Annotated in this window: 16 protein-coding genes, 1 rRNA gene and 1 riboswitch; of the genes, 14 read left to right on the top strand and 3 right to left on the bottom strand. The window is 72.0% G+C overall.

Annotation, left to right across the window (positions count from 1 at the left end):
- The 11 genes from rrf to RM572_RS27990 form a co-directional block, all read left to right on the top strand.
- Positions 1-72: ribosomal RNA gene (gene rrf / locus RM572_RS28040) — 5S ribosomal RNA — on the top strand; the annotation flags it as partial.
- Between the two features lie 151 nt (positions 73-223).
- A complete protein-coding gene (locus RM572_RS28035; protein ID WP_311676182.1) occupies positions 224-832 on the top strand; it encodes a CDP-alcohol phosphatidyltransferase family protein in 609 nt (202 codons plus the stop codon).
- Between the two features lie 111 nt (positions 833-943).
- Positions 944-3,439, top strand: a complete 2,496-nt coding sequence (locus tag RM572_RS28030; RefSeq protein ID WP_311676181.1) for a mannose-1-phosphate guanyltransferase — start codon at positions 944-946, stop codon at positions 3,437-3,439.
- A gap of 98 nt (positions 3,440-3,537) precedes the next feature.
- A complete protein-coding gene (locus RM572_RS28025; protein WP_311676180.1) occupies positions 3,538-4,443 on the top strand; it encodes a DUF881 domain-containing protein in 906 nt (301 codons plus the stop codon).
- The gene (locus tag RM572_RS28020; RefSeq protein ID WP_027764785.1) at positions 4,440-4,772 is read left to right on the top strand and encodes a small basic family protein; all 333 of its coding nucleotides are present in this window, start codon (positions 4,440-4,442) and stop codon (positions 4,770-4,772) included. Before RM572_RS28025 ends, RM572_RS28020 begins: the two co-directional genes overlap by 4 nt.
- 5 nt (positions 4,773-4,777) lie before the next feature.
- The gene (locus RM572_RS28015) at positions 4,778-5,782 is read left to right on the top strand and encodes a DUF881 domain-containing protein (protein WP_311676179.1); all 1,005 of its coding nucleotides are present in this window, start codon (positions 4,778-4,780) and stop codon (positions 5,780-5,782) included.
- 166 nt (positions 5,783-5,948) lie between these two features.
- A complete protein-coding gene (locus tag RM572_RS28010) occupies positions 5,949-6,740 on the top strand; it encodes an FHA domain-containing protein (protein WP_106965613.1) in 792 nt (263 codons plus the stop codon).
- Between the two features lie 32 nt (positions 6,741-6,772).
- Complete coding sequence (ftsR, locus tag RM572_RS28005; protein ID WP_311676178.1) at positions 6,773-7,537, top strand: transcriptional regulator FtsR; 765 nt, start codon at positions 6,773-6,775, stop codon at positions 7,535-7,537.
- A 70-nt stretch (positions 7,538-7,607) separates the two neighbouring features.
- Positions 7,608-8,081 (top strand): bifunctional nuclease family protein, encoded by a 474-nt coding sequence (locus RM572_RS28000; protein ID WP_311676177.1) that lies wholly within the window; start codon positions 7,608-7,610, stop codon positions 8,079-8,081.
- A gap of 208 nt (positions 8,082-8,289) precedes the next feature.
- Complete coding sequence (locus tag RM572_RS27995; RefSeq protein WP_027764780.1) at positions 8,290-8,883, top strand: MerR family transcriptional regulator; 594 nt, start codon at positions 8,290-8,292, stop codon at positions 8,881-8,883.
- A gap of 118 nt (positions 8,884-9,001) precedes the next feature.
- Positions 9,002-10,531, top strand: a complete 1,530-nt coding sequence (locus RM572_RS27990; RefSeq protein WP_311676176.1) for a DNA polymerase IV — start codon at positions 9,002-9,004, stop codon at positions 10,529-10,531.
- Here the strand turns inward: RM572_RS27990 and RM572_RS27985 are convergent.
- Entirely contained in the window at positions 10,444-10,824 is a 381-nt protein-coding gene (locus tag RM572_RS27985) for a PRC-barrel domain-containing protein (RefSeq protein ID WP_311676175.1), read from the bottom strand. The genes RM572_RS27990 and RM572_RS27985 overlap by 88 nt on opposite strands.
- Before the next feature lie 130 nt (positions 10,825-10,954).
- Positions 10,955-11,052: riboswitch (glycine riboswitch) on the top strand.
- 189 nt (positions 11,053-11,241) lie between these two features.
- On the opposite strand from RM572_RS27985, the gene gcvP reads away from it, so the two are divergent.
- The gene (gcvP, locus tag RM572_RS27980) at positions 11,242-14,127 is read left to right on the top strand and encodes an aminomethyl-transferring glycine dehydrogenase (protein ID WP_311676174.1); all 2,886 of its coding nucleotides are present in this window, start codon (positions 11,242-11,244) and stop codon (positions 14,125-14,127) included.
- A 77-nt stretch (positions 14,128-14,204) separates the two neighbouring features.
- Here gcvP and RM572_RS27975 read toward each other — a convergent pair whose 3' ends face one another.
- Complete coding sequence (locus RM572_RS27975) at positions 14,205-14,408, bottom strand: DUF5999 family protein (RefSeq protein ID WP_311676184.1); 204 nt, start codon at positions 14,406-14,408, stop codon at positions 14,205-14,207.
- 182 nt (positions 14,409-14,590) lie between these two features.
- Positions 14,591-15,190 carry a hypothetical protein gene (locus tag RM572_RS27970; RefSeq protein ID WP_311676173.1) on the bottom strand — a complete coding sequence of 200 codons (600 nt, stop codon included), beginning with the start codon at positions 15,188-15,190 and terminating at the stop codon, positions 14,591-14,593.
- 502 nt (positions 15,191-15,692) lie between these two features.
- Here RM572_RS27970 and RM572_RS27965 point away from each other — a divergent pair.
- Positions 15,693-17,189 (top strand): glutamate--cysteine ligase, encoded by a 1,497-nt coding sequence (locus RM572_RS27965; protein ID WP_311676172.1) that lies wholly within the window; start codon positions 15,693-15,695, stop codon positions 17,187-17,189.
- Positions 17,190-17,394: 205 nt separating this feature from the next.
- Positions 17,395-18,123 (top strand): CPBP family intramembrane glutamic endopeptidase, encoded by a 729-nt coding sequence (locus RM572_RS27960; RefSeq protein WP_394813721.1) that lies wholly within the window; start codon positions 17,395-17,397, stop codon positions 18,121-18,123.
- The last annotated feature ends 120 nt before the right edge of the window (positions 18,124-18,243 follow it).

The following is an 18,243-nucleotide window of genomic DNA, read 5'->3' as shown; positions in this document are numbered from 1 at the left end:
CCGGAAGCTAAGCCTTATTGCGCCGATGGTACTGCGAGGGGGACCTCGTGGGAGAGTAGGACGCCGCCGAACAATCATTGACGGGAGCCCCGTCGGCCTTCGGGCCGACGGGGCTTTCGCCGTTTCCGGACGAGTCCGCCGGCACCCCTCTGCCCGGGTTGACGCGTCGGGCCGGTATCGTCGGGTCGGCAACATCGGCGCACGTCACTCCCAGGAGGCCCGGGTGGAGGCTCAGGAATCCCCAGTCCGCGAGGACCGGGTTTTCACCATCCCCAACATCCTGAGCATGGCCCGCCTCGTCGGCGTCCCGCTCTTTCTCTGGCTCATCCTGTGGCCCGAGTTCGGCGGCCCCAACTGCGACGGCTGGGCGCTCCTCGTTCTCGCTCTGAGCGGCGTGAGCGACTATCTCGACGGCAAACTCGCCCGGCGGTGGAACCAGGTCAGCGACCTGGGCCGCATCCTCGATCCGGCTGCCGACCGGCTGTACATCCTCTCCACGCTCGTCGGACTCACCTGGCGCGACATACTGCCGCTCTGGCTGACCGGGATCCTCCTCGCCCGCGAGGCGCTGCTGCTGGTCATGGTGTGGGTCCTCGACCGGCACGGGTTCGCCCCTCCCCAGGTGAACTTCCTCGGCAAGGCCGCCACCTTCAATCTGATGTACGCCTTCCCACTCCTCCTCCTCAGTGACGGAAGTGGATGGCTGGCGTCACTCGCTGCTATTTTCGGATGGGCGTTCGCAGGTTGGGGTACAGCGCTGTACTGGTGGGCCGGCGTGCTCTACGTCGTTCAGGTCCGCCGCCTTGTCAGAGCGAGCGCCGCAACCGGCTGATCCCTCCCCGTGGCGTCCTCGCGTCCCGGGTGCCCGTCCTGTGACAACCTGGGCCTTCAGGGAGGGTGGTAGCCGGTTCGACCGTCGCTGCGCGAGGAGGACGCTTCCGAGATGAAGGCCGTCGTGATGGCAGGCGGCGAAGGCACACGCCTTCGCCCAATGACCGCGAGCATGCCCAAGCCACTGCTTCCCGTTGCCAACCGCCCGATCATGGAGCACGTGCTGCGGCTGCTCAAGCGCCACGGGCTCAGCGAGACGGTCGTCACCGTCCAGTTCCTCGCCTCACTGGTCCGCAACTACTTCGGCGACGGCGAAGAACTCGGGATGGAGCTGACCTACGCCAATGAGGAGAAACCGCTCGGCACGGCCGGCAGCGTCAAGAACGCCGAAGAGGCGCTGAAGGACGACTCCTTCCTGGTGATCTCCGGTGACGCCCTCACCGACTTCGACCTCACCGACCTCGTCCGCTTCCACCGCGAACGCGGCGCCCTCGTCACCGTCTGCCTCACCCGCGTCCCGAACCCCCTGGAGTTCGGCATCACCATCGTGGACGAGGACGGCAAGGTGGAACGCTTCCTGGAGAAGCCCACCTGGGGGCAGGTCTTCTCCGACACCGTCAACACCGGTATCTACGTGATGGAGCCGGAAGTCTTCGACTACGTCGATCCCGACGTGCCCGTCGACTGGTCCGGCGACGTCTTCCCGCAGCTCATGAAGGACGGCAAGCCCGTCTACGGCTACATCGCCGAGGGCTACTGGGAGGACGTCGGCACGCACGAGAGCTACGTCAAGGCGCAGGCCGACGTCCTCGAGGGCAAGGTCGAGGTCGACATCGACGGCTTCGAGATCTCCCCGGGCGTCTGGGTCGCCGAGGGCGCGGAGGTCCACCCGGAGGCGGTGCTCCGAGGCCCCCTGTACATCGGCGACTACGCCAAGATCGAAGCCGGCACCGAGATCCGCGAGCACTCGGTCATCGGTTCCAACGTCGTCGTCAAGAGCGGCGCCTTCCTGCACCGGGCCGTCGTGCACGACAACGTGTACATCGGCCAGCAGGCCAACCTGCGCGGCTGCGTCGTCGGACGCAACACCGACGTGATGCGCGCCGCCCGCATCGAGGACGGCGCCGTCATCGGCGACGAGTGCCTGGTCGGGGAGGAATCCATCGTCCAGGGCAACGTCCGCGTCTACCCCTTCAAGACCGTCGAGGCCGGTGCCTTCGTCAACACCTCCGTCATCTGGGAGTCCCGGGGCCAGGCCCACCTCTTCGGCGCCCGAGGGGTCAGCGGCATCCTCAACGTCGAGATCACGCCCGAACTCGCCGTCCGGCTCGCCGGCGCCTACGCCACCACTCTCAAGAAGGGGTCCACGGTCACCACCGCGCGCGACCACTCCCGTGGCGCCCGCGCACTCAAGCGCGCCATCATCTCCGCGCTCCAGACCAGCGCCATCGACGTGCGCGACCTGGAGAACGTGCCGCTTCCCGTCGCCCGCCAGCAGACGGCCCGCGGCAGCGCCGGGGGCATCATGATCCGCACCACCCAGGGCCTGCCCGACAACGTCGACATCATGTTCTTCGACGAGCGGGGCTCCGACCTCTCCCAGGCGGCGCAGCGCAAACTCGACCGCGTCTACACCCGGCAGGAGTACCGCCGGGCGTTCCCCGGCGAGATCGGCGACCTCCGCTTCCCCGCCAGCGTCTTCGACTCCTACACCGGCTCCCTGCTCCGGGCCGTCAACACCGACGGCATCGCCGAGTCCGGCCTCAAGGTCGTCGTCGACGCGTCCAACGGGAGCTCCGGACTGGTCCTCCCCAGCCTCCTCGGCCGGCTCGGCGTCGACGCTCTCACCATCAACCCCGGCCTGGACGAGGCCCGCCCCACGGAGACCGCCGACACCCGCCGCTCCGGACTGGTGCGGCTCGGCGAGATCGTCGCCTCCGCGCGTGCCGCCTTCGGCGTCCGCTTCGACCCCGTCGGAGAGCGGTTCTCGCTCGTCGACGAGCGGGGCGAGATCGTCGAGGACCACCGGGCGCTGCTCGTCATGCTGGACCTGGTGGCGGCCGAACGCCGCAGCGGAAAGGTCGCCCTCCCCGTCACCACCACGCGCATCGCCGAACAGGTCGCCGCGTACCACGGCACGCAGGTGGAGTGGACCACCACCTCGCCCGACGACCTCACCCGCGTCGGCCGGGAGGACTCCACGATCTTCGGCGGCGACGGCCGCGGCGGCTTCATCGTCCCCGAGTCCAGCTCCGTCTTCGACGGCACCGCCGCCTTCGTGCGGCTCCTCGGGCTGGTCGCCCGCACCCAGCTCACCCTCAGCCAGATCGACGCCCGCATCCCGCAGGCCCACGTGCTGCGCCGCTCCCTGACCACGCCCTGGGCCGTCAAGGGGTCCGTGATGCGGCGGGTCGTCGAGGCCGCAGGCGACCGTGACGTCGACACCACCGACGGCGTGCGGATCGTGGAGTCCGACGGGCGCTGGGTGATGGTCCTGCCCGATCCCGCCGAAGCCGTCACCCACCTCTGGGCGGAAGGCCCCGACGACACCTCCGCCCAGGCCCTGCTCGAGGAGTGGACGGGAGTCGTCGACAGCGCCGGGCGCTGACCCCTCCGGTCCGCGCGCCGGCACACCGCACGCGCCGGATGGGCCCCAACCGCCCACGCGGAGGGCCCATTCGGCGGAACGGCGGCCGACGTGCGACGATGTGCGGCATGTCGCAGCAGCCCCCCGGACGGAGTACCGCAGCGCGGCCTGCGCGACCCGACGCCTCGATGTCGCTGCTCACCAACGTCATGGAACACAGCCTCGACGACGGCTACGCCGAGGCCGCCGCGCGGGACGGGGTCGAGGGCAGGAACGGTCTCCCGCGGAGCCTCCGCGGACGCCTCTGGCTCGCCGCCGGCGTCGTCCTGGCCACCCTGGTGGTCACCGTGGGCGCGGTGCAGGCGCAGATGGACGCGCCGACCCTGGCCCGGGAGCGCGGGGAACTGGTCGAACGCGTCGAGGACGACACCGCGGCGGCCGACACCCTGCAGCAGCGGGTCGACGAGCTGCGCGGCACCGTGGGGGAGATGCAGCGGGAGGCGCTGGAACGGCACGGCGGCGACCAGGCCGAACTGATCGCGCTGCTGTCCGGAGCCACGCCCGTCGAAGGGCCCGGTGTCGAACTCACCGTGGACGACGCGAAAGGCGCCGGCGGCGGAGGCGGTGGGCCGCGGGCCGACACCGGTTTCTCCGACACCGGGCGGGTCCGCGACCGGGACATGCAGCGCATCGTCAACGGCATGTGGAGCGCCGGCGCGGAAGCCGTGTCGATCAACGGGCAGCGCCTCACCGCCCTGTCCGCCATCCGTGCCGCCGGTGACGCCATACTCGTGGACAACAAGCCGCTCGCGCCGCCGTACGACGTCCTCGCGGTGGGCGACGGCAGCGAACTCGCCGACGCGTTCAAGGACAGCGTGGACGGCCGATACCTGCAGGTGCTGAAGGAGAACTACGGGGTGCGCTACAGCATCAGCGAGCAGGACCAGGTCCGGCTGCCGGCCGCGGCGAGCCTGATCGTACGCACAGCGGAGCCCGTGAAGACAGAGAAGGGCAGCACATCGTGATCGCCGTACTGGGCCTCGTCGTGGGAGTCGTGGCCGGACTCTTCGTCCGGCCGGTGGTGCCCACTGTGGTCGAGCCGTACCTGCCGATCGCCGTCGTCGCGGCACTCGACGCGGTGTTCGGCGGGCTGCGCGCCATGCTGGACGGGATCTTCAACGACAAGGTGTTCGTGGTGTCGTTCCTGTCCAACGTGGTCGTCGCCGCCCTCATCGTCTACCTGGGTGACAAGCTGGGCGTCGGCGCGCAGCTCTCCACCGGCGTGGTGGTCGTCCTGGGCATCCGCATCTTCTCCAACGCCGCCGCGATCCGGCGGCACGTGTTCCGGGCGTGAGGCCGATGAGCGACGACAGCCACGAGCCGGACGGCCCCGCACCCGGCCCTGTCGGCCCCGAGCTGCCGCCGGAACGCCCGCGCGGCGGCACTCCGCCGGAACGCCCGCGCGGCGGCACTCCGCCGGGCCCGCCGGGGGCGCCACGGACCGGCCCCGGTCCGGCGGCACCGCCGCCGGACGGACCGCCGACGCCCGGCGACCGGCCGGCGACCCCCGGATCGGCAGCCCCCGGGCCGGCGGACGAAGGACCGTCCGCCGAGGACCCGCCCGCCGCCGCGTCCGGCGATCCGGAACCGACCGGGCGGCAGCGGCTCGCGGCCGCGATCTGGCCGCCCCGCGTCACCCGCGCCCAGCTCATCGCGGCCCTCCTGCTGTTCGTCCTCGGCCTCGGCCTCGCCATCCAGGTGCGCAGCACCAGTGAGAGCAGCCCGCTGCGCGACGCCCGCCAGGAGGACCTGGTGCGCATCCTCGACGAGCTCGACGACCGCACCACGCGCCTCCAGGACGAGAAGCAGCGCCTGGAGGACCAGCGCAGCGAACTGGAGACCAGCTCCGACCAGGCCGAAGAGGCACGCAAGCAGACTCAGCAGAAGAAGCGGCAGCTCGGCATCCTGGCCGGCACGGTCGCCGCAGAAGGGCCGGGGCTCCGCATCACCGTCTCCGACCCGGCCGGTGCGGTCGAGTCCGACATGCTGCTGGACGCCATCCAGGAGCTGCGCGCGGCCGGTGCGGAGGCCATCGAGATCAACGACGTGCGCGTCGCGGCCGGCACCTACTTCACCGGAACCGGCGGCGACGTCCGCATCGACGGGAAGAAAGTCGGCCCCCCGTACCGCTTCCTGGCCATCGGGGAGCCGGAGGACCTGGAGCCCGCCCTCAACATTCCGGGCGGTGTGGTGCAGACGCTCGAGAAGGAGCAGGCCGTCGTGCAGGTCACCCGCGAGGAGAAGATCGTCGTGGATGCCTTGCGCAAGCCGGAACGCCCTGACTACGCTCGGTCATCACAGTGAGGTGGGCGATGATTCTTGCAGGGGGTCGGCGGGGGAGCGACGGACGGCGTCAGGGAGACTGTGCCCAGGCCAGGCACGTTTCCGCGATCTGCGCAACGGCCAATCAGAGCATCGAGGATCTGTCCTGCCCCACGGGCGGGTCTGTTTCGTGCGAGGGGAATCGCCCGTGAGTTTTCTTTCCAGGTTGTTCGGCAAGAGCCGCAAGGACGGCAGCGGCGACGGCCGCCACCGCGCCCCGCGGCACGGCGGCGACGGTGCGCCCGCCGAGACGGCCGGTCACGAGCGTCCCATGTTCCGTGACGAGGTGAATGGGCCGACCGGCGGTACTTCTCCCGCCGCGGGCGGAGTTTCTGTTGACCCCGGAGCTGCGGCGCGCATAGGTTCCACAGATCCATCAACGTCACCAACGGGTGGAGGATCTGCCTTGCCGGTCTGTTCGAGGTGCGGTACGCGCGCTGCCGAGGAGAGCCGCTTCTGCTCCCAGTGCGGCGCACCGCTGCGGGGCAGCGTGCCCCCGCCCGAGGCTCCCTCGGAGACGACCTCGACGATCTCCATCTCCGGACTCGAGGCCTACGACTCCGAGGCGACGGGCCAGCACGTGGCGCCGCTGCCCCCCGAGGCGCAGGCCGCCGTGGACGCGCTGCCGCTGGGCTCGGCCCTGCTCGTGGTGCGGCGCGGGCCCAACTCCGGCAGTCGCTTCCTGCTCGACGGCGAGCTCACCACCGCCGGCCGCCACCCGGAGAGCGACATCTTCCTCGACGACGTCACGGTCTCGCGGCGTCACGTGGAGTTCCGTCGCGGTCCGGACGGCGTGTTCACCGTCTCCGACGTCGGCAGCCTGAACGGCACCTACGTCAACCGGGAGCGGATCGAGACCGGCATCCCGCTCGCCAACGGCGACGAGGTGCAGATCGGCAAGTACCGGCTGGTGTTCTTCGCCAGCCCGCGCAGCGCCTGACCACCCGGGGGTATCGACCCGCGGGAGGCTCCATGCCGCACACACCCACCGGCGGTGCCCTCGGGGGCACCGCCGCCCGGGAGCCGTCGCTCCGGGGCGCAGCGGCCGCCCCGGAGGAGCGACCGCAGAGCATCGGCACCGTGCTCGCGGCGCTGCGGAAGGACTTCCCCGAGGTCACCGTGTCCAGGATCCGCTTCCTGGAGGCGGAGGGCCTCGTCCGCCCCGAGCGTGGAGCCGGAGGGCAGCGCCGCTTCCGCGACGCCGACGTCCGGCGGCTCCGCCACGTCCTCGGCCTCCAGCGCGACCACTGCCTGCCGCTGCACGCCATCCGGGAACGCCTCGGCGAGCCGGGCGACGGCGAGGACGCCGCAGCCCACCCCGCTCCCGCCGCCGGGTACCCCATCGACCGGCGGGTACGCACCGGGCGGGCGCGCCTGCTCGCCGCGACCGGGGCCGACGAGGCGCAGTGCACACGCTGGGAGGAGTACGGACTGCTCCGCCCGGACGCCACCGGTCACTACGACGTGGCACAGGTGGCCCTCGCCCGTACCCTCGCCGAGCTCGGCGCGCACGGACTCGAGCCGCGGCACCTGAGGGCCGTCAAGGCGGCCGCCGACCGCTCCGCGGCGCTCGTGCAGCAGGTCGTCGCCCCGCTGCGGGCCAACCGCGACCCACGGGTCCGGGAGGACGCCGAGGCCACCGCACGGGACCTGGCCCACCTCACCGCCCGCCTGCACGACGCCTTCCTGCGGGCCGCCCTGGAGCCCGCTCCGCACGGTGAGAGCCGGGCCCGCTGAGCACGCCGACGCCCACGCCGAAAGCGTGCCCGACTATCCAAACAGGCCGGGCACGTCCTAGGGTTGCTGTGTGAACGAGCTCGACGTCGTGGGTGTCCGGGTCGAAATGCCCTCCAACCAGCCGATCGTTCTCCTGCGGGAAGTGGGGGGCGACCGGTACCTCCCCATCTGGATCGGTCCGGGAGAGGCGACCGCCATCGCGTTCGCCCAGCAGGGCATGACGCCGGCCCGTCCCCTGACACACGACCTGTTCAAGGACGTGCTGGAGGCGGTGGGACAGGAACTGACCGCCGTGCGCATCACCGACCTGCGTGAAGGCGTCTTCTACGCCGAGCTGGTCTTCGCCAGCGGCGTCGAGGTCAGCGCCCGTCCCTCCGACGCCATCGCGCTGGCCCTGCGCACCGGGACCCCGATCTACGGCAGCGACACCGTACTGGACGACGCCGGCATCGCCATCCCGGACGAGCAGGAGGACGAGGTCGAGAAGTTCCGCGAGTTCCTCGACCAGATCTCCCCCGAGGACTTCGGCACCAGCAGTCAATGACCCGCAGGACTCCGGCGTCCCGTCCCGTCCCGTGACCCCGGCGTGTGCCCAACCGGCGTCCGTCCCCGCTCTGAAGCCCGGTAAACCACTCTTCGGGTGATTATCACTCGGCGTGCCGAGTGTGGCGATCGTTGACGCACCCGGAGCGACTGCCTACCTTCAAGTGGGCATCTTCCGGGGCCCGGAACGGGAAGGGACGGAGGTCGGCGTGAGAAGCACCGGCGACGGCGTGGCGGCGGGCGAACCCTCCCGAGCGGGGACCGCGTCCCCGGCCGGCCCCGCACCCGCTCCCACCGCCTCCGGCGAGGAGAACCTCGGCTACCGGGGTCCCACGGCCTGTGCCGCCGCAGGCATCACCTACCGCCAGCTCGACTACTGGGCCCGCACCGGCCTGGTCGAACCCGGTATCCGCTCCGCCCACGGCTCCGGCACCCAGCGGCTCTACAGCTTCCGCGACGTCGTCGTCCTCAAGATCGTCAAGCGTCTGCTCGACACCGGGGTGTCGCTGCAGAGCATCCGCGCCGCCGTGCAGCACCTGCGCTCCCACGGACGCACCGACCTCGCCCGGCTCACCCTCATGAGCGATGGCGCCACGGTCTACGAGTGTGCTTCCCCCGACGACGTCGTCGATCTGCTCCAGGCCGGTCAGGGCGTGTTCGGTATCGCCGTCGGCGTGGTGTGGCGGGACGTCCAGGGGGCTCTGTCGCAGCTGCACGCCGAACGGGTCGACACCGGCGAGACCGTCACCGCGCACCATCCGGCCGACGAACTGGCCCGGCGCCGCCGCGACCGCGCAGGGTGAACACCTGCCACGACGCAGAGACCCCCGCCCGCAGTGCTGTCCGGCCCTGCGGGCGCCGCGTCCCTCCCCGGTACGCCCGTCCGGGCGGCTGTCAGCGCCGTAGGGCAGCATCGGTGGTGTGAGAGGCGCAGCGACGGTCCTCCATCTCGACATGGACGCGTTCTACGCCGCCGTGGAGCAGGCGGCGAAGCCCAGTCTGCGCGGGAAGCCCGTGATCGTGGGCGGCCTCGGACCCCGGGGGGTCGTGGCCACCGCCTCCTACGAGGCGCGCCGGTTCGGCGTCCATTCCGCCATGCCCACGGCTCAGGCGCGCCGCCGCTGCCCCAACGCCGCCTACCTCACTCCGCGCTTCGGGCTCTACCGCCGGATCAGCGGCCGGGTGATGGAACGGCTGGCCGCGCTCTCGCCGCTCGTCGAGCCCCTCAGCCTGGACGAAGCGTTCGTCGACCTCGAAGCGGGCGGGGCCGCAGCGGACTCGGCCGCGGCCACCGCCGTCGCCCACCGCCTCCGTGCCGACATCAGGGCCGAGACCGGGCTGAGCGGTTCGGTGGGGCTGGCGGGCTCCAAACTCCTCGCCAAGATCGCCTCCGAACGCGCCAAGCCCGACGGACTGGTCGTCGTGGAACCCGGCACCGAACGCGCACTGCTGGCGCCGCTGCCCGTGCGCACCCTCCCCGGGGTCGGGCCCGCCACCGCCGAGGTGCTGCGCCGCGCCGGCATCGCCACCGTCGGCGACACCGCGGAGGCGGGGGAGGACGAACTGCTGCGGCTGCTCGGGCGGGCCCACGGCAGCGCGCTGTACGCCATGGCTCTCGGCCTGGACGACCGGCCCGTCGTCGCCGAGCGGGACGCGAAATCGGTGTCCGTCGAGGACACCTACGACGTCGACCTCACCGACCGCACGCGCGTGCAGACCGAGGTGGCGCGCCTCGCCGGCCGCTGCGTGCACCGGCTGCGGGAGGCCGGCCGCTCCGGCCGCACCGTGGTCGTGAAGGTGCGCAGCTACGACTTCTCCACCCTCACCCGTTCCGAGACGCTGCGCGGACCGACCGACGACCCCGCCGTCGTCCGCGCCGCCGCGGCCAGACTGCTCGAGGGCATCGACACCACGGCAGGGGTGCGCCTCCTCGGCGTCGGGGTCAGCGGCCTCGCCGACTACACCCAGGAGGACCTGTTCGCCCAGGCCGCCGCCTCCGCCGAGGCGGAGGGCGGTGACGTGCCGGACCCGGGCGGTGACCACGGCGCCCCGGCCCGCCCCGGCGGCGCGGCGGACGGCGGAGCGACCCAGGCGTCCGGGGAGCGGTCGCGCCGGTGGCTGCCGGGCCTCGACGTCCACCACCCGGCCCACGGCCCCGGCTGGGTGCAGGGCAGCGGCGTCGGCCGGGTCACCGTCCGCTTCGAACAGCCCGGCTCGCCGCCCGGACCCGTCCGCACCTTTGCCGTCGACGACCCGGAGCTGACCGCGACCGACCCGCCCATGCTCGTGCCCGGCCCGCCGCCCGCGGACCACTCCGCCTCCGAGGACGAGCCGCCGCTGGAGGCGAGGCCCTCCGCGGCCGGTCAGCCCTCCGAACCGGCGATCCGGCCGAAGTCCCGGTCCGGCGGCACGGCCGGCTGGCCGGGAGCGGAAGGCACGTCCAGGCCATAGTGGTGGTAGAGCTGGAGTTCCTGCTCGGGCGACAGGTGGCGGCCCACACCGAAGTCCGGCGCGTCCTTGATCAGAGCCCGCTCGAACGGCACCCGCAGCACTTCGCCGTCCAGCAGGCTCGGCTCCAGCGGCACGAACGCGTCCCGGCTGAACAGACCCGTGCGCACCGCCGCCCACTCGGGCTCCCCGGTCGCATCGTCCAGGTAGACCTCGTCCACGGTGCCGATCTTGAGTCCGTCACGGTCGAACGCTCTGCGGCCTATCAGGCTCCGCGGGTCGATGTCCGTCTGCACGCTGCCTCCAGCTGCTCGCACACTGCACGGGCCCCCTCCCAACGATTGGCCACTTCGCCCGCGACGGCCACTCGAGAGCCGCGCCCGTTCCCTTCCGGCCCCTCGCTGGTACGCTCGGGGCGAAGGCTGTCGACCCCGTGCGGGAGAGCTCTCCGGCGGCAGCGCCGGAGGCGCCGAAGGAGCAACTCCTCCCCGGAATCTCTCAGGCTCACGTACCGTACGGACGAGGTCACTCTGGAAAGCAGGGTGGGCCACGGACCCGTGCCAGGGGCTCCCCCTCACCGACGGTGAAAGCCCGGCTGCCCCCAAAGGCCCTGCCGGGTGAAGCTCTCAGGTTGCGATGACAGAGGGGGAGGCCGTCCGGGCACCGGCCGTGGTGCCCCTCGCAGGTCGCTCACGACCAGGAGGCCCCCGCAGATGACCGACAACCGCATCTCCCTCGCCGAGCTCGAGCGCGGCACGCCCTTCGAACAGCGCCACGTCGGACCCGACCACGGCGCGCAGGCCAAGATGCTCGCGCATCTCGGATACGCCTCGCTCGACGAACTCACAGCCGCCGCAGTGCCCGACGTCATCAAGAGCACCGACCGGCTCCAGCTCCCCGAGGGGCGCACCGAGGCCGAAGTCCTGGCCGAGCTGCGCGACCTGGCCCGGCGCAACAGCGTGCTGTCCTCGATGATCGGGCTGGGGTACTACGGCACCTTCACCCCGCCCGTGGTGCTCCGCAACGTGATGGAGAACCCGGCCTGGTACACCGCCTACACCCCCTACCAGCCGGAGATCTCCCAGGGTCGCCTCGAGGCGCTGCTGAACTTCCAGACCGTCGTCGCCGACCTCACCGGCCTGCCCACCTCCGGTGCGTCGCTGCTGGACGAGCCCACCGCCGCCGCCGAGGCCATGGCACTCGCGCGACGCGTGGGCAAGGTCAAGAAGGGCGTCTTCCTCGTCGACGCGGACTGCCTGCCGCAGACCGTCGCCGTGCTCCGGACCCGCGCCGAACCCACCGGCGTCGAGGTCGTCGTCGCCGACTTGACCGACGGCATCCCCGCCGAGGTCGCCGAGCGCGGCGTCTTCGGCCTGCTGCTCCAGTACCCCGGCGCCTCCGGCGCCGTGCGGGACCACCGTTCCGTGATCGAGCAGGCGCACGGCCTGGGCGCGATCGTCACCGTCGCCGCCGACCTGCTCGCCCTCACCCTGCTGACCTCGCCGGGCGACCTGGGCGCGGACATCGCCGTCGGCTCCAGCCAGCGCTTCGGCGTGCCCATGGGCTTCGGCGGCCCGCACGCCGGCTACATGGCCGTCCGCGACACGTTCGCCCGCAGCCTGCCCGGCCGTCTGGTCGGCGTCTCCAAGGACGCCGACGGCACCCAGGCGTACCGCCTCGCCCTCCAGACCCGCGAACAGCACATCCGCCGTGAGAAGGCCACCAGCAACATCTGCACCGCGCAGGTGCTGCTCGCCGTCATGGCCGGCATGTACGCCGTCCACCACGGTCCCGACGGCCTCGCCGCGATCGCCCGCCGCACCCACCGCTACGCGACCCTGCTCGCCCGCGGCCTGAGCGACGGCGGCGTCGAGGTCACGACCGGCACGTTCTTCGACACCGTCACCGCCCGGGTGCCCGGCCGCGCCGCCGAGATCGTCGAGCGGGCCCGCGAGGCCGGGGTGAACATCCGCCACGTCGACGCCGACCACGTCGGCATGGCGTGCGACGAGACCACCACCCGTGAGCAGCTCACCGCCGTGTGGGACGCGTTCGGGGTGCAGGCCGACGTGGAGGAGCTCGACGGCGCCGTCACGGACGCCCTGCCCCGGGACCTGCTGCGCACCGACGAGTACCTGACCCACCCGGTCTTCCACGAGCACCGCTCGGAGACGTCGCTGCTGCGCTACCTGCGCCGCCTGGCCGACCGCGACTACGCGCTGGACCGCGGCATGATCCCGCTGGGCTCGTGCACCATGAAGCTGAACGCCACCACCGAGATGGAGGCGGTGACCTGGCCCGAGTTCGGCGGACTGCACCCCTTCGCGCCCGCCGACCAGGCCGAGGGCTACCTCACCCTGATCCGCGAACTCGAGGAGCGCCTCGCCGAGGTCACCGGCTACGACAAGGTCTCCATCCAGCCCAACGCCGGCTCCCAGGGCGAACTCGCCGGTCTCCTCGCCGTCCGCGCCTACCACCGCGCCAACGGCGACGACCAGCGCGACGTCTGCCTCATCCCGTCCTCCGCACACGGCACCAACGCCGCCAGCGCCGTGATGGCCGGCATGAAGGTCGTCATCGTCAAGACCGGCGAAGAGGGCGACATCACCATGGAGGACCTGCGCGAGAAGATCGCGCAGCACGGCGACCGGCTGGCCGTCCTCATGGTCACCTACCCGTCCACGCACGGCGTCTTCGAGGAGAACATCTCCGAGGTCTGCGCCGCCGTGCACGACGCGGGAGGCCAGGTGTACGTCGACGGCGCCAACCTCAACGCGCTCCTCGGACTCGCCCGCCCGGGCCGCTTCGGCGCCGACGTCTCGCACCTCAACCTGCACAAGACGTTCTGCATCCCGCACGGCGGCGGCGGACCCGGCGTCGGCCCGGTCGGCGTCCGCGCCCACCTGGCCCCGTACCTCCCCAACCACCCGCTCCAGCCGCTGGCGGGCCCGGAGACCGGTATCGGACCGATCTCCGGGGCTCCGTGGGGCTCGGCGGGCATCCTGCCGATCTCGTGGGCCTACATGCGGCTGATGGGCGGCGAGGGACTGCGGCGCGCGACCCAGGTCGCCGTGCTGAGCGCCAACTACATCGCCAAGCGCCTGGAGCCGCACTTCCCGGTCCTCTACACCGGCCCGCACGGCCTGGTCGCGCACGAGTGCATCATCGACGTGCGGCCGCTGACCAAGGCGACCGGCGTCAGCATCGATGACGTCGCCAAGCGGCTCATCGACTACGGCTTCCACGCCCCGACGATGTCGTTCCCGGTCGCCGGCACGCTGATGATCGAGCCCACCGAGAGCGAGGACCTCGCCGAGGTCGACCGCTTCTGCGAGGCGATGATCGCCATCCGTGCCGAGATCGACAAGGTCTCCTCCGGCGAGTGGAGCGCCGAGAACAGCCCGCTGCGCAACGCCCCGCACACGGCGGCGCAGCTCAGCGGCGGCTGGGACTTCCCGTACACCCGCGCCGAAGCGGCCTTCCCGGCGGGGGTGCAGGCGGCGGACAAGTACTGGCCGCCGGTGCGCCGGATCGACGGTGCGTTCGGCGACCGCAACCTGGTGTGCTCCTGCCCGCCGGTCGAGGAGTACGACGGCTGAGGCCGTCCCCCGGCACACGACGGGCCCGGTCCGGCGTCACCGCCGGTCCGGGCCCGTCCTCGTCGCTGCGTCCCGGTTCACGCCGCCTGCGTGACGCGCAGCGCGTCGGGGCGGTGCGGGGCGATGACCCGGCCGTCCGGGAGCAGTTCCCCGGTGTCCTCGAAGACGAGGACGCCGTTGCAGAGCAGGCTCCATCCCTGCTCCGGGTGGTGCGCCACGAGATGGGCGGCCTCCCGGTCGGCGGATTCCGCGGTCGGGCAGGGTGGCTGGTGCTGGCACATCGTCGGCGTCTTCCGTTGTGTGGTCTCGACTGTCCTGATCGTCCTGCGGCTCGGTGTGGCTTCCATGGCCGTTCCCCGTTCCCTCAAGGTCTGTCCCAGTGTCCCCCTGCGGACGAAGGGCCCGCAGGCGTTTCGCGGCAGCACTCCTCGTAGGGAAGGACGCTTCACCCGGACGGGTGGTTTCAGGCGCCGATCAGGGGCACGGAGCGCAGGCGGTGCGTCAGCAGCGGTAGCAGGGTGTCGACCCGCTGCGGCTGGTGGGAGGCGATGCCGGGTGGCGCCGGGGCCAGCGGGATCACCAGGTCGGCGGCGTCGGGGAAGTGTGCGGCGGGGTCGGCGTCCGGGACGGAGTGCAGCCAGAGGGTCAGCATGTACAGCTCCGGCACCGACAGCAGTCGCGGCTGGTACGGCAGCGGCAGTCCTTCGGCCTGGCCGAGCGCGCGCAGGGTGGCGGACACGTACGGGCCGCCGCGGAAGTGGGCGAACGCCCAGCCGTCCGCCGTCGGCATGGTCTCCGCCGCGCTCATCGGCGAAGGGGATGCCGGCCCGGAGGCCGCCGGCTCCCCGTCCGATGCGGGCGCCGCCGGCGCCGGTGCGAGCAGGAAGCGCCAGCCGGTCAGCCCGGTGCGCGGTGGCCCCTGCCTGCTCACACCGGTGATCTCGTGCACCGGCAGGGCGAGTTCGGGACGCAGCCGGGCCGGGCCCGGCCCGGCGCCGGAGTCGAGGGCCGACAGGACACTCTGCCGGGCGGTCGCCGGAGCAGGGGCAAAACGCAGGGGCATGATGGGTCGCCTCTCACCTCGACAGGCACACGGGAGCGGGGGCGGGGCGCGGACGGCGCTGTTCGGCCCGGGCGGCCGCATGACCGTAGCCGGTGCAGCGGGCAGACGGTCGTTCGACGCGGGGTCTCGGCCTCGTCGGCAGAGTTTATACGACACCAGTTCCCCGGCGGTTTCGGCTAACGACGCGGCGGTGTTTCCACAAGGCGACTTCACGCCGATTTCCGGAGGCATTTCCTCCCGCTCCGTCCACCCCGTCGAAGCCCTCGCCTCGGCCTTCGGTGGAAACCGGGTCGGCCGGTTCTGCTGTGGCCCTTTCCTTCGGCTCTTGCGCGACGCCCGGACCATGAGCCGTATGCCGAAGGAATGTGCCAGAGGATTTCCCCGGCACGATAGCGGTTACCCGGGGGTTCGCCGAGGGGATTGCGGATCATCGCCCTGGGCATCATCAGGTGACACACGTGCCCGGTCGTCGCACGGGCACCCGACCGAGAGGACCGGCGGGATGGGAGAGAAGGTCGCGGCCGACAGGTTCGCCCTGTCCGATCGGCTGCGGTACCGGCAGAAACTCCTCCAGGGGCTGGAGGCCCTGGAACTGCTTCTGGACAGGAAGCGGTTCGACCGCCCGCGCAATCTCATGGGTCTGGAGATCGAGCTCAATCTCGCGGACGCCGAAGGCATGCCCCGGATGATGAACGCCGAGGTACTGGAACGCATCGGCAGCCGGGATTTCCAGACGGAACTCGGTCAGTTCAACCTCGAGGCCAACATCGTCCCGCACCGTATGGCCGGCCGGGTTTTCGACCAGCTCTCCGAGGAACTCCGCACCGCCCTCGCCTACGCCGACCGCCAGGCCCGCGAGGTGGACGCCCACATCGTGATGATCGGCATCCTTCCCACGCTCACCAGCGACGACCTCGTCTCCGCGAACCTCTCCGCCGTCGACCGGTACACGCTGCTCAACGACCAGATCATGGCGGCCAGGGGAGAGGACGTGATGCTCGACATCGAGGGCGTCGAGCACCTGCGCTACGCCTCCGACTCCATCGCGCCCGAGGCCGCGTGCACCTCCGTGCAGCTGCACCTCCAGGTCACGCCGGGCCGGTTCGCCGACGTGTGGAACGCCGCCCAGGCGATCGCCGGGCCGCAGATCGCCATGGGCGCCAACTCGCCGTTCGTCTTCGGACGGGAGCTGTGGAGGGAGTCCCGGCCGCCGCTCTTCCTCCAGTCCACCGACACCCGGCCGCCGGAGCTCGCCGTGCAGGGCGTACGTCCCCGCACCTGGTTCGGCGAACGCTGGATCGACTCCGCCTACGACCTCTTCCAGGAGAACGTGCGCTACTTCCCGGCGCTGCTCCCGCTCTGCGAGGAGGAGGAGCCCCTCCAGGTGCTGGAGGAGGGCGGAGTCCCCGACCTTCTCGAACTGTCCCTGCACAACGGCACCATCTACCGCTGGAACCGCCCGGTCTACGGCGTCGTCGACGGCGTCCCCCACTTGCGGGTCGAGAACCGGGTGCTTCCGGCCGGTCCCACCGTCACCGACGTGCTCGCCAACGCCGCCTTCTACTACGGGCTGGTGCGCGCCCTGGCGGACGAGCCCCGTCCCCTCTGGACCCGGATGCCCTTCCCCGTCGCCCACGAGAACTTCGAGGCTGCGTGCCGGGACGGCATCGACGCCCAGCTGCACTGGCCGCGCTCCGGGCGGGGGAGTGCGACGGTCGCGCTGCCCGCGACCCGGCTCGTGCAGGAGGAGCTGCTCCCGCTCGCCGCGTCCGGCCTCGACGCGTGGGGTGTGGAGGCCGCCGACCGGGACCGCTACCTGTCGGTGATCGAGGAACGCTGCCGGCGCCGGGCCAACGGGGCCTCCTGGCAGGCCGCCGCCTACCACCGGGCCACGGACACCGGACTCGACCGGGAGAAGGCACTCGCGGCCGTCGCCCGCCGGTACTGCGAACTCACCCGCACCGACGAGCCGGTGCACACCTGGCCGCCCGGGCCGTGACGCCGGGCGGCGCCCGGACACCCCGGGCACGCCTCCGCCCCTCGGATGCGGCAAGCTGAGACCGGGCGCCGGACGCACCGGCGCCCACCGGCAGGCAGTCGATCCAGGCGGACGGGAGGCGCGCGTGCGTGCACGGACGGGAGACGCCGCGGACCAGGGGGTTCCCGGCGACGCCGGACTCCCCGCTCCCGTGCTGCGGCGGGAGATGCTGCTGGTGCTCGCCCTCTCCCTCGGCGCCAGCGCCCTCTCGGCGCTCATCAGCTTCGCCGGTTCGCTGACCGCTCCGGGCGGACTCGCCGACCAGGCCGCGCGGATGAACACCTCGGCCGCTCCCGACCGCCCGTGGCTCGACCTGGCCTGGCAGCTCTTCGGTATCGCCACCGCGCTCGTCCCCGTCGCCCTCGTCGCGCACCTGCTGTATCGCGAGGGCGCCGGCGGCCTGCGCGCGGTCGGTTGCGACCTGCGGCGCCCCCGCTCCGACCTGGCCCGCGGCACGCTGATCGCTGCCGGTATCGGAGGAACCGGCCTGCTCCTCTACCTCGGTGCCAGGGCGGCCGGCGCGAACCTCACCGTGGTGCCGGAGAACCTTCCGGACGTGTGGTGGAAGATCCCGGTGCTGATCGCCTCCGCGGTGCAGAACGCCGCGGTGGAGGAGATCATCGTCATCGGCTACCTGCTGCGCCGCCTGGACCAGCTCGGCTGGTCCCCCTGGGGCGCGCTGGCGGCCAGCTCCCTGCTGCGCGGCACGTACCACCTCTACCAGGGGATCGGCGGCTTCGTGGGCAACATGGCGATGGGCGTGATCTTCGTGCTGCTCTACCGCCGCTGGGGGCGCGTCGGCCCGCTGCTCGCCGCCCACGCCCTGATCGACATCGTCGCCTTCGTCGGCTACGCGGTGCTGGCCGGCGAGGTGGGCTGGCTCCCCACCGGCTGACAGTGATGATGTTCGTGGTGACGCTGTTGGTGGGTCTGACCCCTCGGCTGACTGACGTCTCGACTGTCCTGTATGGGATTCGTCGGCCCACCGGGGCGTCACCACGCACGCGGCCGGACG

Origin of the sequence: Streptomyces hazeniae (assembly GCF_031845485.1) — a bacterium.
Classification (GTDB): domain Bacteria; phylum Actinomycetota; class Actinomycetes; order Streptomycetales; family Streptomycetaceae; genus Streptomyces; species Streptomyces hazeniae.
Note: the sequence above shows the minus strand (reverse complement) of the source record. Positions and strands in the feature narration are given on the sequence as shown.

Coding starts and splice junctions, on each gene's coding strand:
- RM572_RS28030 (WP_311676181.1), top strand. CDS start 944: ATGAAGGCCGTCGTGATGGCAGGCGGCGAAGGCACACGCCTTCGCCCA.
- RM572_RS28025 (WP_311676180.1), top strand. CDS start 3,538: ATGTGCGGCATGTCGCAGCAGCCCCCCGGACGGAGTACCGCAGCGCGG.
- RM572_RS28015 (WP_311676179.1), top strand. CDS start 4,778: ATGAGCGACGACAGCCACGAGCCGGACGGCCCCGCACCCGGCCCTGTC.
- ftsR (WP_311676178.1), top strand. CDS start 6,773: ATGCCGCACACACCCACCGGCGGTGCCCTCGGGGGCACCGCCGCCCGG.
- gcvP (WP_311676174.1), top strand. CDS start 11,242: ATGACCGACAACCGCATCTCCCTCGCCGAGCTCGAGCGCGGCACGCCC.
- RM572_RS27975 (WP_311676184.1), bottom strand. CDS start 14,408: ATGTGCCAGCACCAGCCACCCTGCCCGACCGCGGAATCCGCCGACCGG.
- RM572_RS27970 (WP_311676173.1), bottom strand. CDS start 15,190: ATGCCCCTGCGTTTTGCCCCTGCTCCGGCGACCGCCCGGCAGAGTGTC.
- RM572_RS27965 (WP_311676172.1), top strand. CDS start 15,693: ATGGGAGAGAAGGTCGCGGCCGACAGGTTCGCCCTGTCCGATCGGCTG.
- RM572_RS27960 (WP_394813721.1), top strand. CDS start 17,395: ATGCTGCTGGTGCTCGCCCTCTCCCTCGGCGCCAGCGCCCTCTCGGCG.